The sequence below is a fragment of the Streptomyces sp. NPDC001536 genome, from assembly GCF_042894505.1.
Classification (GTDB): Bacteria; Actinomycetota; Actinomycetes; order Streptomycetales; family Streptomycetaceae; genus Streptomyces.
This window is the reverse complement of the sequence record NZ_JBIAVQ010000002.1, coordinates 461,245-475,282: the sequence shown is the minus strand read 5'-3', so window position 1 is coordinate 475,282 and position 14,038 is coordinate 461,245. Positions and strand designations below refer to the sequence as shown.

Sequence of the window (14,038 nt, the reverse complement as noted above, 5' to 3'; positions counted from 1 at the left end):
GGCCCGTCCGAGTGAGTGAAGCCCAAGCATCAGCAGTTCAGATGGGCTGCGGCTCGAAGTCCCAGTACGGCGGGTCGTCGGCGGCCGACGTCAGGGCCTCCGTGCAGGTCCGCAGCAGCGGATGCCCCTCGTCGACGACCTGGCGGGCCCGCCGCAGGGTGTCCTCGCGGAGCGCGGCGGCGTCCTCCCGGCGGCCGGAGAGATGGCGCACCGCGGCCACGTTCAGGGCGCAGCCCAGGGACCAGGGGTGGTCGGCGCCCACCGCGGCCCGCATCCCGCGCAGCGCCTGTTCGATCAGATTCCGGGCGTCGTCGTGGTTGCCCAGGCGCCAGTGCACCAGCCCCAGATTGCCCAGCACGCCCAGCGTGTTCGGGTGGTCGTCGCCGAGCAGGTGCCGGTAGTCCTCGCAGACCTGGAGCGTCAGTTCGGCGGCCTTGGGGGGATCGCCGTGCGTGCGCAGGAAGGACGCGCGGTCCGACTGGATCATCAACGTCATCGGATGCCGTGCGCCCTGCAACTGCCGGCACTGCTCCACGAGGCCGCGCAACAGCTCCCCGGCACTGTCGTAGTCGCCCGAACGGCGCCGGCACAGCGCCTGGTTGTGCAGGGCCAGCAAGGTCTGGGTGTGGTACTCGCCCATGGTCTCGCGGTGCAGCCGGGTGTTGGCGTCCTGGAGCTCGGCGGCCTCCCGATGGCGTCCCAGGAGCCTGAGCGAACGGGCATAGGTGAGACCGGTGAGCAGGGTCAGCCGATGGTTGCGGGGCAGCAACCGCTCCCGCAGGGCCAGCAGTTCACGGTGGACGGCGGCCGCCTCCAGATAGCGGCCCAGCAGTCCGAGGGCCACCCCGAGATTGTGCAGCGACCCCTGCGTGTGGGGTGCCTCCGGCCCCTCCAAGGCGTCGTACGCGCGCCACACCCGGTCGCAGAGCTGGTGCGCCTCCTCGAACAGACCCAGCGCCATCAGGGTCCCGCCGAGCCCGACCTGGGCCCGCAGCAGTTCCGCGTCGTCGGGCGCCCGCTCGTACTCCAGCTGCTCCACGACGGCCCGCCCGACGGCCTCCGCCTCCCGGTAACGCCCGCAGCGCCGCAGCATGTTGGCGTGCTGGTGGACCAGCACCAGCATCGACGGATGGGTCGGCGGCAGCCGCACCCGCCAGCGCGCCAGCACCTGTTCGCACAGCGTGAGCCCGGTGCTCTCCTCGTCCCGCAGCCGCAGGTACTCGATGCAGTTCAGGACGAGTTCGCGCACCGAGTCCTCGGCGCTCTCCAGCGCGCCGGACGGATACAGATGCGGCAGCAGTCCGGCGTACGTCGGCCAGGCGCGCACGTCAAAGGGGCGCTGCGGATCGGCCGAGACCAGCACCCGGCAGGCCACCGCCGACAGTTCGTCCCGGTCGGCGGGGGAGAGCGTGCGGCGCAGGAAGCGGTGGTAGAGGCGGTGCATCTCCACGCTGTCGACATAGGTGTCGCCGTCCGAGGTCTGCACGAAGTCCCGGCGTACGGCGGTGGACTCGGCCAGCCGGGCCAGCGCGTTCTGCCAGCGCACCGGGTCCGCGGCCAGCTCCGCCAGATGCGGTGGCAGATCGCCGGGGCGGGCGTGCTGGAGCTGGCGCACCGGGATCGAGCCGGGCGAGAACATGGCGAACAGACGCAGCAGTTCCGTCGTCTTGGGGTTGTCCTGCTCCAGGGAGTCGAGGGTGATGGCCCAGCTGGTCCGGAAACCGATCGGGTAGTCGGAGGAGACCTGGATGCCGATGACGTCCGCGTCGGCCCCGCGCAGCCGCGCGATGTAATCGGCCGCCGGCACCGGGGCGTTGGCCTCCAGCCAGGCCGCGGTCTGTCCGAGCAGCAGCGGGAAGTCCTCCACCGCCTCGGCGAGTTGGCCCGCCTCCTCCTCGGTGAGCCGCTCCACGTGCCGACGGGCGTAACTGACGCTCTCCGCCCGGGTGAACCGGTCCACCTGGATCTCCGTCACCCCGCCCGAGGCCGCCCAGCCGCGGGTGAGCGTGGTGATCGCGACATGGCCGCCGCTCTCCGGCAGCAGATCGTCCACCTGCTCCATGTCGTCGGCGCTGTCCACGATGAGCAGCCAGCGCCTGCGACCGGTGCGCAACGCCTCCCGCACCGCCCGCACCCGCTCGCCCAGCGCCCGGGCGTCCGTCAGCTGGAGCCGGTCGGCGAGATCGGCGAACTGCTGGCGGGCGGTGGCCCGGAAGCTCGCGCTGATCCACCAGACCACGTCGTACTCGTTGGCGAACCGGTGCGCGTACTCGATCACGATCTGGCTCTTGCCCACCCCCGAGATCCCGCGCAGCGCCACCCGCGCCCCGGCCGGACCGCCGCTCTCGAACAGCGCGTGCAGCTCCTCCAGGACCGGATCGCGGCCCGTGAAGCGGAAGTTGCGGCGCGGTACGTTCCACACCGCCGGTGGCGCGTCCGGGAAGCGCGGCGCGACGGGTACGTCCTCCTCGGCGTCCGGCTCGGTGTGCTCCAGACCGAGCGCGGCCAGCAGCCGGCGCAGCGCCTCCGCCGGGTCCAGGTCCCTGAGGGCGGGCGGGCCCAGTACGGCGGCCGCGGCGGGCAGCGCACGCGTGGACAGGTCGACCGCCGCGAACCGGTCCAGACGCGGTGCGACCACGTCGGCCAGCGCCCCGGCCCACTCGGCCTCGGTGCGGTGGCCGAGCCGCAGATACCCCTCGTCCAGGAGCAGCAGAACGCGGCCCGGGACACCGAGCAGTTCGCTCAACAGCCGGCTCAGCGGGACGCCCGGCGGCGGGTCCCAGCGCAGCAGATCGGTGCGGCAGCCGTGCCGCTGAAGCTGGTGCGCGGTCCAGGTGGCCCAGGCACGGTGGGTGCCCGCGTAGCTGATCGTGACGTGGTCGGGGGACCAGGGGTCGGAGGGACGGGGGACGGGGAGCGTGCCGGGGCGGGTGGTGCCGGAGAGGGTGGCGGGGCGGCCGTTCGCCGAGGGCACCACGATCTGCCCCGGCCCCGCGGGCACCGTCTCCACGACGATCTCGCTGGGCAGCTCGACCGTACGGACCGGTACCCCCCAGCGGTTGGTGATGGTCAGCCAGATCGTGCCGGGCCCGGGCGTGCGGTCGGCGGTCACCACGAAACGCGCCGGGCCGTAGGTGCCGCCGAAGCGGTGGAGGACGACGCTGGGCTCGCTCAGCGCCTCGCACACGAAGTGCGGGGCGCCGTCCAGGGCCACCCCGAAGTCGAACTCCTCCTCCTCGTAGGGCCAGTCCTCGTCCCCCGCCGGCCCGTTGAGGTCGACGGTGACGAGATAGCTCTGCCCGGCCTGCGCCTTGCGGGGCCAGCCGACCAGGGGCTCGACCAGCAAGGAGGAGGCGTCGCCGGTCATGCCCTCACCTCCTGGGCGCGCACCCGCAGCCGGAGCGTGGTGAGCGGGTGTCCGAAGTAGAGGAACATGAAGCTGTAGAGAACCAGCAGGATCTCCTGCTGCCGCTCGGTGTAGGCGCGGCCGCCGACGTCGAGCCACGACAGCGGGTCGGGCAACCGGGCCACGGCACTGGCCCGGAACTCGCGCAGGGCACGGGCGACGGGCAGGTCCGGGTCGGCGCACACCCGGCCCACCAGTTCCCTGATCAGCAGATGGGCGATGTCGTCGCCGACCTTCCCGGACGTGGCGATGCAGCCGCCGGCCCCCTTGCGCAGGAACAGCTCGGCGAAGCCCCGCAGGGCGTTCTCGCCACGCCAGCGGTTGTCGAACAGGCGGCCGGACTCACAGGCGTTGAGGCAGACCAGGGTGGACCCGCCCCGGAGCGCGGGCATGGCCTGCCGGTTGAGGTCGCTCCAGCTGACGGAGGCGATCCTCACCTCGTGGGCATGGGCGCCGTACTCGGCGTGGCACCCCATGTACACGAGGCCCGCGCCGAGGTCCGGGCGGGTGAGTTCGGTGAGGAAGGTCCGCGGGGTGCCGATGTGCGCGCGGTGCACATACTCCTCGAACACCTCCACGTCCCGTCTCATCTGCTCGGCGTAGTAGCCCAGGACATGGCCCGAGCAGGACGCCGGGGCGCCGAAAGGGGTGGTGCCGGCCTCGCGGACGGTGGTCCAGCGCACCACCGTCACCAGGGCGCCCAGGATCCCGGAGACCAGCCCGTGCTCCTGGTGGCCCGTCAGATGCAGCAGCTCCCAGGGGATGTCGTAGTCCGTGTCGTCCCAGACCACCAGCTGAAGGTCCGCACCGTGCCGGGCCCGCAGCACATTGATCCAGCGGACCAGGGGCTCCTGGCCCTGGGACCACTCGGCCAGCCCCAGCAGGATCTCGCTCGGCGGCATCGTGCTGCCCGGCCGCAGGTTGTGCAGCACCAGGTCGTCCGGGCGCAGCCGGGTGTACTCGGAGTCGAGGCGGCTCTCCAGCTCACCGCTGTGCCCGGTCAGCCAGAACGCGTCCTGCCCCGGCTCGCCGTAGGCCCGCTGCACCGAGAGCTTCGCGAACCCGGCGGGCAGCCGGGCGTCCGGATCGACGGGTGCGGCGGGCAGCCGTACGGCCTCGTGGGACTCGGCCACATGCTCCGGTACGGCGGCGGGGCGCGGCGCGGCCAGCGGCTCGGGCGCCGGCGGCCGGGCGGGCATGCCGGGCCCCAGCGGGATCGCCCCGCCCAGACCGCGGGGGCCGGTCGGTTCAGCGGACACCGGTCACCCCCCGTGCGGTGCGTCCGGCGACGGTCACTCCGCCGAGGGCGTCGGCGAGCTGGAACGTCAGGTCCGGGTACGGCTGGCGGGCGGCGTCCACGACCACGGAGTGCAGTCGCATCCGCCCCATCGCGCCGATCCGCCCGGCCGCCGAGAGCGCGTCCTCGATGCCGGTACGGCGCACCGGGCCGGGCAGCCGGTCGCCCGTGCCGGTGTCGAGCGGAACGTTGCCACGGCCGTCGGAGACCACCACGAGCCATGCCTCGACGAGGTTGGAGCGCTGTTGGAAGGCCCGGCGCAGCAACTGGTCGGTCATCGCCAGACCGTGGGCGAGCGGGCTGCTGCGTCCGGGCGGGCGGTGCAGGGCGCGGCCGACGCGGGGGTCCAGGACGCTGCGGGCGACGAAGTGGTCGGCCTTCAGTTCGTGTGCCGCGTCCCGGTTGCCGACCTCGACCACGCAGATGGAGGCCCGTCCGGTGTAGGCCCACTGAAGGTAGGGAGCGAGGGCAGGCTGCCAGTCCCAGCCGCGGCGGCAGGTGTGGTCGAGCAGCAGCACCAGCATGCGTTCCGCGACGGGGAGCCGGGCGTAGCTGCGGAAGTCGCCGGGCAGCACGACGAGGCGGCCGTCGCCGTCCGTGCGCAGGGCGCGGCGGCCGGGGAGGTTCTGGTGCTTGGCGGCCTCGATGGCGGTGGCGACGAAGGCGAGGTCGCGCAGGGTGGTGGCCGACCGTACGCCGATCACGGGACCGCGTGCCGAACTGGGCTCCGGGCGCCGCTGCCAGGGGATCCGCAGCGGGGCGAACTCCCGCAGGAACCGGGCGTCGTCCTCGGGGAAGGGCGAGCCGACGCCGTCCCCGGCATCGGCGGCGAAGGTGTCCAGGGCCTCGGCGGGTCCGGCGGGCACGGCGACGGCGGTGCCGGGTATCCGGTCCGCGGGGCCGTCGTCGGTCACCGGGTCCGGCTTCGCGGGTTCGGGTACGGGCCGGCGCTCGCCGTCGCCGTCGTGCGTGACGGGACTGCGGTCGGCGGGCAGGCCGGAGCCGGGCGGCACGGGGGGCCGCGCGGCGACGCCGATCAGCCGAGCGGCCTCGTCGACCCGCTCGGCCCCACAGCTGTCGTCACCCCCGAACACGGCCAACGCCCGGGCCAGCCGCGCGAGACCCAGGGCCCGCCGACCGCCCCGGTCCCCGTCGAACAACGCCACCACCCGAGCGGCGGCCTCCTCGTCCATCGCACACCCGCCCCGCCGCCCCGCCGCCAGCACATCCCGCCAGCCTTCGGGCAGCTCACCGCGGACGAGGGGGTCGGATCCGCCGGGCCGCCCTTGGCCGTCGGGGCGGTCGAGTACGTCGAGCAGCCGGTCCGGTTCCAGTCCCGCCGCGTTGAGGCGGATCGGGAAGCGGTCCAGGAGGTGGGGGGAGAGGCGGCCGACCTCCGACTCACGGCACGCGGCCAGCCAGCGGGCCCGGGGGCGCCAGCGGGCGCGGAAGCCGGAGCGTTCGACGGCGGCGACGTCGGCGCCGAGGAGCTGTACGGCGGCCCGCATGCCGGGCAGGCTCAACCGGACCAGGTCGGGGACCACGACCAGGGTCGAGGCCTCCGGGTCGGTGTCGACCAGCGGGCCCGGGGCGAGCGAGAAGTTCATCCCGGCGCCCTCGTGCCGCAGCGTAGGCCGCAGCCACAGCTCGTCGTCCCCGGTGACCGAGCCGAGCATCGCCCGCCGCACCGGCCGCCCGTTCCGCAGCCCGAGCACCCGGGCGAACGCGTCCGTCACCGGCGCCACCATCTCCGGCTCCAGATCGAACAGCAGCACCCCGTCAAGGCCGGGCCCCAACGCGGAACACGCCAGCACCCGCAACAGCCGCTGCCGCGGCCCGGCCGCCCGGCCGTCCGGCTCCGCCGTCATCCCAGCAGCCCGTCGAGCAGGTCAGACTCCTCCGGTGTCCATTCGACGGGGCCGCCGTGAGCCGCCTCGGGGCGGCGGTGGCGCAGGGAGAGGGGGGCCACCTTGCGTACGTGGTGGGGAGTGACCTCGTCCGTGCCCTCGAAGGCCGCGAGCGCTCGCGCGGCCCAGGCGGTGACCACCTCACCCCGGTGCCCCACCGCCCGCAACTGCGTGGCCACGTCGGCGCAGAGCTTGGCGATGTCCTCGCTCAGCCGTACGTCCTGCACGGCCGCCCGCGCCGCGTTGAGCCGCTCGCGCAGCGCCTCGTCGGCGGCGAGCCCGTCGGCCAGCCAGGAGGACTCCGTCCCGGCCTCGTCGTCGAAGCGCAGTACGGCCAGCACCATCGCCCGCCGCGCCTCCTGGTCCAGCTCGGACACGGCGACCATCAGCCCGAACCGGTCGAGCAACTGCGGCCGCAGGCCGCCCTCCTCGGGGTTCATCGTGCCGACCAGTCCGAAGCTGACGCTGCGCACGGTGTCGATGGCCTCCCGCTGCACCGACAGCACCCCGGTGGAGACGACGTCGAGGATGATGTTGACGATGTGGTCGTCCAGCAGGTTGACCTCGTCTATGTACAGCATCCCCTTCTCGCCGGCCTCCTCGAGAAGCCCCGGCTGCGTCCGTGCCTCCCCCTGCATCAGCGCGTCGAGCTCCCACCCGCCCAGCACCCGGTCGTCCGTGGCGTTGATCGGCAGGGTGACCGGCAGCTCGCCCCGGGTCAGCAGCGAGAACGCCCGCACCACTGTGGACTTGGCGGTCCCGCGCTGCCCGCTGACGAGGACGCCCCCGATCCGCGGCGCGATGTAGTTCAGTTCGAGCGCGAGCTTCAGTTCGGCCTGTCCGACCACATAGCTGTAGGGCAGGATGTGGATCCCGGAGCCGGCGGTCCCACCGGTCACGAGTCGCCCCCCGTGTGCCAGCGGAACGTGACCTGGAGCTGTGCCTCCGCCCCGGACTTCACCAGCACCGCACCGAGTTCGGCGTCCAGCTTGATCGACAGCTGGAGCTCCACCTCGTCGGGTTTCAGCCCCTCGCCGAGGTCGTGCAGCCGCTCCGCCGCCTGCCGCGCACACCGCCGGGCCAGGTCCAGGCCGTCGGCGTAGACGTCGCGCGCCACCTCCAGCACCCGGTCGGCCGGGCCCCGGGTGTCGATCCCCTGGTACACGTCGTCGACACCGCCCGTGGCCCAAGCGCCGTCCACCTCGACGTACACCGGCCCGTCCCGGCCGTCCGCCGCCACCCCTGTCACGATCGTCATGCAGCACTTCCCCCGTCCTGCGAGCCGGATCCCTGTGCTTTCCTTCCCCGTTCCCGGCTCGCTCAACAGCCTTGTGCTCAGCGGTTGTTGATCGTCCGCAGGGGGGTTGCGAGGTCGGCGGCGCGGCGCACCCGGTCGGCGATGTGCCGGATCAGCCGCTCCAGGTCGGCGCAGTACACCGAGGGGTTCAGAAAGCCCTCGCCGGCCCGGTAGCGGTGGGCGTAGTTGCCCCCGCCGCACACGGCCGCCAGCGGGCACACCAGGCACTTGGGGGCGAGGGCCCGGCGGCCCAACTGCCGTGCGACGACGCCGGGATGGTCCAGGACGTCGTCGAAGGAGTGCCGGAAGACATCGCGTCCGGTGGCGGGCGCGCCCTCGTACGCCGTCTTCAGCGAGTCCACCTGCTCGATCGCCCCGTCGGTGTCGACGACCACCGCGACCATCGGTGAGTTCCCCACGGCCTCGGCCCCGCCGTCCAGTCCGAGGAGCAGCCCGATGATCTCGCGGAACAGCCGGATCGGGACGGGGCGTTCAGCGGAATCGAACCAGAGGTCGAAAACCTGGATCAGCCAGTCGGCGTACGGGTGGGGGCCCGCGGCGGCCGGTGGATGCGCCCAGTTGGCGTGCGGCAGCAGCAGATCCATGGAGGGCGGGTCGAGCGCGGTGAGCGAGGTGTACACCTCGACGGGGTCGGAGTCCGGGTCGATCACGCTCAGAATCCCGGCGTAGGCCTCCGGATGCCGCCGCAGCACCTCAAGACCGGCCGAGGCCGCCGCCCAGGACGAGCGCCCGGCGTGGTTGACGCGGTGCCGGTTCAGCCACGGGGTGCCGCCGTCCACGCTCACCCCGACGCCGATCCCGGCGTCGGCCAGCCGCCGCACCCGGTCCTCGGTGAGCAGGGTGCCGTTTGTTTGCACGCTGGCGTCCACCCGGCACCCCGGGCCGACGGCCTCCCGCACGGCGGTGACATAGCCGACCAGGGTGTCCACCCCGGCCAACAGGGGCTCGCCGCCATGCAGGTTGACCTGTAAGGAGGACAGTCCGTGGGCCGCGGTGTGGTCCGCGATCCGTGCCGCGGTACGCCGGACGACCTCGGCGGACACCCCCGGCGGGCGGTCCCGCCAGCTGTGGTCGGCGCCTTCGTAGACGTAGCAATAGCCGCAGGCCAGGTTGCAGCGGCTGTGGACCTTCAGGACGAACTGCCGGAAGGGCACGGCCCGTACACCGGACCGCCGTAACCCGGCGACGTCCAGTGTCTCAAGAGGCCACCGGGCGGTCACAGTTGATACGGACCGTCCTCGTAGAAGGCCATCGCGGGTCCGCCGCGCAGCTTGCGGGGCAGCAGGCCCGTGGCGACCGCCGCGAGCACCGGATGTGATGACTCACGGGACAGCGCCAGCAGGTCGAGATCGGTGAGGTCGGGCAGTTCGGCGCCCGGCTCCCGTGCTCCAGCCGATAGCGGCCTGTCCTCGTCTGTACCCCGCACACTCACCTCTCAGGACGGCCGAACCTGCCTCTTGACGAGAGGCCCGGCCCATGCTGCCCGGCCGAGACCCCACCAGGCAAGTTCCCACGAGGTGCTAGCGCCGAGCTGTGACCTAGGTCGGGAGCGGCTCGAAGTCCCAGTAGGGCCGTTCCCGGCGTCGGATCGAGAGCGTGTGGGGATGCTGGGCACCCAGTGTGTCGGAGAGCTGCTGGAGCGCCTCGTGCTCCAGCTTGGAGGCCTCCTGCCCGCGTCGCAGTGTCCGCAGGTCGGCGGCGAGCGCCGCCTTGCAGGAGAGGGTCAGGGGGTGGGTCTCGCCCAGGGTGGTGCGCGCCGACTCCAGTACGGCGCGCGAGAGTTCGGCCGCGCCTTCCTCGTCCCCGGCGAGACTGCGGGCGCCCCCGGCGTTGAGCCCGGCACCGAGAGCCCAGGGGTGGGACGGGCCGACCGCGGCGCGCATGTCCCCGAGCGCCTGTTCCGCGATCCGGAGCGCCTCGTCGCGCTCCCCGTACTCCCACAGGGCCAGCGCCACATTGCCCGCCGTGCCCACCGCGTACGGATGCTGGGGGCCGACCAGTTTGGCGTACTGCTCGGCGACCCCCGCCGCCGACTCCCGGGCCTGTTCCAGGTTGCCGTGTTCGCGGTTGAAGGTGGCGAAGTCGGCCTGCACCAGAAGGGAGTCGGGGTGGTTCGGGCCCTGCCGCTGCACGAACCGCTCGACCACGCTGCGCATCAGCGACTCGGCGCCCAGCAGATCGCCCTTGCGCCTCATGCACAGCGCCAAGTTGTGCTCGGCGAACAGGGTCTGGGGGGTGTAGCGGTCCATCGTGTTGCGGTGGGCACGGACGTTGAGCTCCTGGCGTGAGGTCGCCTCGTCGTAGCGTCCGAGCAGGCGCAGCATCCAGGCGTAGAACATGCCCGAGCGCAGGGTGAGATGGTGCCGCGGGGTCAGCAGCCGCTCACGGATCAGCAGGATGTCGCGGTGCAGTTCCAGCGACTCCTTGTAGCGGCCCAGCAGGCTGGTGACCACGGCGAGGTTGCCGCGGTCCTGGAGGGCGCGCGGGGCGTCCGCGCCCAGCGTGCTGGTGTACGCCTGCACGCACTCCTTGAACATGCCGTGCGCCTCGTCGTACCGGCCCAGCGACACCAGGGTGCCGCCGAGTCCGTTCTTGGCGCGCAGCAGGTCGGGGTCGTCGTCGGCCCGGGTCTCCGCGAGCTGGTCCAGGACGGCGCGTCCGACGGCCTCGGCCTCCAGGTAACGGCCGCTGCGGCGCAGCATGTTGGCGTGGTCGTGGATCAGGATCAGCATGTCCCGGTCGTCGGGACCGAGCCGGGTCCGCCAGCGGGTGACGGCCTGCTCGCACAGTCTGAGGGCGGCCCGGTTCTCGCCCCGTACCCGCATGTACTCGATGCAGTTCAGCACGAGTTGGCGCACCACCGGGTCGGGGCTGTCCAGTGCTCCCGCGGTCTCCAGGTGCGGGATGAGCTCGGCGTAGCGTGTCCATTCGCGGGTGTCGATCGGCCGGCGCGGGTCGGCGCCGGCCAGCAGGGTGCAGGCGATCGTCGACAGCGCGTCACGGCGGTCCTCGGTCAGGGTGCTGACCAGGAAGCTGTGGTAGAGGCGGTGCATGGAGACGCGGTCCACGGCCGGTTCGGCGTCGGAGGACTCGACGTAGTCCAGTCGGACCGCGGTGGACTCCGACAGCCGGCGCAGCGCGGTGTGCCAGCGGATCGGGTCGCCCGCCAGGGCCGCGAGATGGTCGGGCAGGTCGGAGGGGTGGGCGGCCTGCATCAGACGGACCGGAATGGCGTCCGGGGAGAACAGGGCGAACAGGTGGAGGAGCTCCACGGCCTCGGGGTTGTTCTCCTGGAGCGTGTTGAGAGTTATCGACCAGCTGGTCTGGAAGCCCATCGGGTAGTCGGAGGAGATCCGGATGCCGATCTGGCTGGCCTCGCCGCGCCGGATCATCGAGATGTAGTCCTTGGCGGGCATCGCGTTGGCGTCGAGCCAGGCCGCGGTCTGCGCCAGCAGCAGCGGCAGGTCCTGCACGGCGTCGGCGAGCTGGTCGGCCTCGGCGTCGTTCAGCCGCTGGGCGCGCCGGCGGACGTAGGCCACGGACTCGGGCCGCCTGAAGGGCAGCACCTCGATCTCGGTGACATTGCCGGAAGCCGCCCAGTCCTGGGTGAGGGTGGTGATCAGGACATGGCCGTTGCCCTCCGGGAGGAGGTCCTCGATCTGTTCCATGTCGTCCGCGGAGTCAAGGATCAACAGCCATCTCTTGTACGGCGTCCCGGTCCGCAGCGCCTCGTGGACCGCGCGGATCCGCTCGCCCAGCTCCTGGCCGACCGGCAGTTCCAGGCGCGGGGCGAGCTGCGCGAACTGCTCGCGCGCCGGCGCGCGGAAGCGGGCCCCGACCCACCAGACGATGTCGTAGTCGTTGCCGAAGCGGTGCGAGTACTCGTTGGCGATCTGGCTCTTGCCGACGCCCGAGATGCCCCGCAGCGCCACCCGCGCACCGCTGCGGCCGCCCCGCTCGAAGCGGGCGTGCAGCTCCTCCAGGATCGCGTCGCGGCCGGTGAAGCGGACGTTGCGGCGCGGCACGTTCCACACCGACGGCGGGTCGTTGGGGAAGCGGGGGGCGGCGGTGCCGGAGGGGGCGGCGGGCTCGGCGGACGCCTCGATGTCCAGGCGGCGCAGGATACGGCGGCGGGCCTCCCGCGAGTCCAGGTCGCGCAGGTCGACCGGGCGCAGCGGGGCGGCCGTCGCGGGCAGCGCCCTCGTCGCCACGCTGACCGCGGAGAACCGGTCCACGTGGGCCGGCACCACCTCGTGCAGCGCCTCCGTCCACTCGGCGTCCGAGCGGGGGCCCAGCGAGAAGTACCAGTCGTCCAGGACCAGCAGCACCCGGCCCGGCGCCTGGAGCAGGTTGCGCAGCGCCTCGGCGAGCGGCATCCGCAGCGGCGGGTCCCAGCGCAGCAGGGTCGTCTCGTGGCCCAGCTGCTCCAGCTGGTGCGCGATCCACGTCGCCCAGGGCCGGTTGAATCCCGCGTAGCTGATGGTGAAGTGCTCGTGGGACTCGGCGCCCTTGGACTTGTCGGCCATCCGACCGTCTCCCCTTACACCGAAATCAATAGATTGATGTTTTTTGTCGGTTTCGCGTGCACTTTAAGCGATACGTGGCTCAATCCGGGGGCATCACCGCGCTCAGCCGCCCGGCCGCGTGCCGTACGAGGCGCTCCAGGTCGGCGCAGAACACCGACGGGTGCCGAAAGCCCGTACCGCGGGAGTAGCGGTGACCGTAGTTGCCGCCCCCGCAGACGCGGCCCACCGGACAGGCCCGGCACTCGTCCGCGAGGCCTGCCACGCCCAGCTGGCGGGCGACGATCCCCGGATGGTCCAGCGCCTCGTCGAAGGCGTGCCCGAAGACGTCGAGGCCGGTGGCGGTCGCGTGGTCGTAGGCGAGGTTGAGGGAGTCGATCTGCTCCACCGAGCCGTCGGTGTGCACGACCACCGCGCAGGTCGGGGAGAGACCGATCGACTCGGTGGTGCTGGGCACCCCGAGCAGCAGCGCCACCACCTCCGTGAACAGCCGCACCCGGGGCTGGGAGCCGTCGGGCGCGCCGTCCCACCACAGGTCGAAGGCGGCGGCCAGCCAGTCGCCGTAGGGGGTGGGCACGGCCGGCCACGCCCCCGGGGCCCGGGCGGGCAGGCCCGGTGGCGGGTTCGACCAGTTGGCGTGCGGCAGCAGCAGGTCCAGGCGGGGCGGACGCAGCTCGGCGAGCGAGGAGTACACCTCCCCGGGGTCGCTCGTGATGTCGATGGCGCACAGGATCCCGGCGTACAGCTCGGGCCGGTCCGCCAGCAGTCGCGCGGCCCGCTCCGCCGCCGGCCAGGAAGGGCGCCCCGCATGGTCCACGCGGCGGGCGTTCAGATGCGCGGTGCCGCCGTCCAGGCTCAGCCCGACCCGGATGTTCGCGTCGGCGAGCCGGTCCAGGGTCCGGTCGGTGATCAGCGTGCCGTTGCTCTGCACGGTGGCCCGCAGTGCGACGCTGGCCGGCAGGGCCCGGCGTACGGCGGCCGTGTACTGGAGGGCGGTGTCCGCACCGGACAGCAGGGGTTCCCCGCCGTGCAGGTCGATCCGCACCTCGGACAGCCCGTGGGCGACGGCGTGTTCGGCGATCCGAAGGGCCGCCTGCCGCATCACGCCCGGCGACACCCGCGCCGGGCGGCCCCGCCAACTGGCGTCCTCGCCCTGGTAGATGACGCAGTAGGTGCAGTCGAGATTGCAGCGACTGTGCACCTTCAGGACGAACTGGCGGAAGGGGGAAGGGCGTTGTCCGGCACGCCTGAGGGCCGCCACGTCCAGCTCGGCGTGCGGCCACGGCGCGAACTCCCGGTCCCGGGCGATCCGTAAGCTGTCGTCCGAAGCGGTCTGCACAGCGTCGCCTCCCCCTGGGCGGCCCCGTGCCGCCGCTAGCGTTCTACCCCCGGGGAGTCCTCGTGATACGCCACGAGGCCGCCGTCGGCGTCGCACGACCGGGCCAGCAGTGTGGCCAGCACCGCGCCCAGCACGGGGTGGTCCACCCGGGCGCGCAGCGCGGCCAGATCGACGTCCCTGTACTCGGGCAGCGGCGTCCCCGCATGTCCGTCCCGAACGGTCGGCTCCGTCACCCTGCACACACCCTT

10 protein-coding genes are annotated in these 14,038 nt (G+C 72.8%); all 10 read right to left on the bottom strand.

From position 1 onward, the window contains the following. Positions 1–37 precede the first annotated feature (37 nt). The 10 genes from fxsT (ACFY0U_RS07300) to ACFY0U_RS07255 all read right to left on the bottom strand — a co-directional run bounded on the left by fxsT (ACFY0U_RS07300) (position 38) and on the right by ACFY0U_RS07255 (position 14,023). On the bottom strand, positions 38–3,367 hold the full coding sequence (fxsT, locus tag ACFY0U_RS07300) for an FxSxx-COOH system tetratricopeptide repeat protein (protein ID WP_388631554.1): 3,330 nt from the start codon (positions 3,365–3,367) through the stop codon (positions 38–40). Continuing rightward, entirely contained in the window at positions 3,364–4,665 is a 1,302-nt protein-coding gene (locus tag ACFY0U_RS07295; RefSeq protein WP_388631551.1) for a CHAT domain-containing protein, read from the bottom strand. The genes fxsT (ACFY0U_RS07300) and ACFY0U_RS07295 overlap by 4 nt, the downstream gene beginning before the upstream one ends. Beyond that, complete coding sequence (locus ACFY0U_RS07290; RefSeq protein ID WP_388631549.1) at positions 4,655–6,571, bottom strand: magnesium chelatase; 1,917 nt, start codon at positions 6,569–6,571, stop codon at positions 4,655–4,657. The genes ACFY0U_RS07295 and ACFY0U_RS07290 overlap by 11 nt, the downstream gene beginning before the upstream one ends. Continuing rightward, positions 6,568–7,509 carry an AAA family ATPase gene (locus ACFY0U_RS07285; protein ID WP_388631546.1) on the bottom strand — a complete coding sequence of 314 codons (942 nt, stop codon included), beginning with the start codon at positions 7,507–7,509 and terminating at the stop codon, positions 6,568–6,570. The genes ACFY0U_RS07290 and ACFY0U_RS07285 overlap by 4 nt, the downstream gene beginning before the upstream one ends. Next, positions 7,506–7,868: a CU044_2847 family protein gene (locus tag ACFY0U_RS07280; protein WP_388631543.1), complete on the bottom strand. Its 363-nt coding sequence runs from the start codon at positions 7,866–7,868 to the stop codon at positions 7,506–7,508. Before ACFY0U_RS07280 ends, ACFY0U_RS07285 begins: the two co-directional genes overlap by 4 nt. A 77-nt stretch (positions 7,869–7,945) precedes the next feature. Further along, a complete protein-coding gene (locus tag ACFY0U_RS07275) occupies positions 7,946–9,082 on the bottom strand; it encodes an FxsB family cyclophane-forming radical SAM/SPASM peptide maturase (RefSeq protein WP_388631540.1) in 1,137 nt (378 codons plus the stop codon). A gap of 62 nt (positions 9,083–9,144) precedes the next feature. Continuing rightward, complete coding sequence (locus ACFY0U_RS07270; RefSeq protein ID WP_388631537.1) at positions 9,145–9,354, bottom strand: YxD-tail cyclophane-containing RiPP peptide; 210 nt, start codon at positions 9,352–9,354, stop codon at positions 9,145–9,147. Positions 9,355–9,466: 112 nt separating this feature from the next. Continuing rightward, positions 9,467–12,454: an FxSxx-COOH system tetratricopeptide repeat protein gene (gene fxsT, locus ACFY0U_RS07265; protein ID WP_388631534.1), complete on the bottom strand. Its 2,988-nt coding sequence runs from the start codon at positions 12,452–12,454 to the stop codon at positions 9,467–9,469. A gap of 79 nt (positions 12,455–12,533) precedes the next feature. Continuing rightward, positions 12,534–13,790, bottom strand: coding sequence for an FxsB family cyclophane-forming radical SAM/SPASM peptide maturase (locus tag ACFY0U_RS07260; RefSeq protein ID WP_388631531.1), 1,257 nt, complete (start codon positions 13,788–13,790; stop codon positions 12,534–12,536). 35 nt (positions 13,791–13,825) lie between these two features. Further along, positions 13,826–14,023: a hypothetical protein gene (locus tag ACFY0U_RS07255; protein ID WP_388631528.1), complete on the bottom strand. Its 198-nt coding sequence runs from the start codon at positions 14,021–14,023 to the stop codon at positions 13,826–13,828. Between the last annotated feature and the right edge of the window lie 15 nt (positions 14,024–14,038).

Coding starts and splice junctions, on each gene's coding strand:
- fxsT (WP_388631554.1), bottom strand. CDS start 3,367: ATGACCGGCGACGCCTCCTCCTTGCTGGTCGAGCCCCTGGTCGGCTGG.
- ACFY0U_RS07290 (WP_388631549.1), bottom strand. CDS start 6,571: ATGACGGCGGAGCCGGACGGCCGGGCGGCCGGGCCGCGGCAGCGGCTG.
- ACFY0U_RS07280 (WP_388631543.1), bottom strand. CDS start 7,868: ATGACGATCGTGACAGGGGTGGCGGCGGACGGCCGGGACGGGCCGGTG.
- fxsT (WP_388631534.1), bottom strand. CDS start 12,454: ATGGCCGACAAGTCCAAGGGCGCCGAGTCCCACGAGCACTTCACCATC.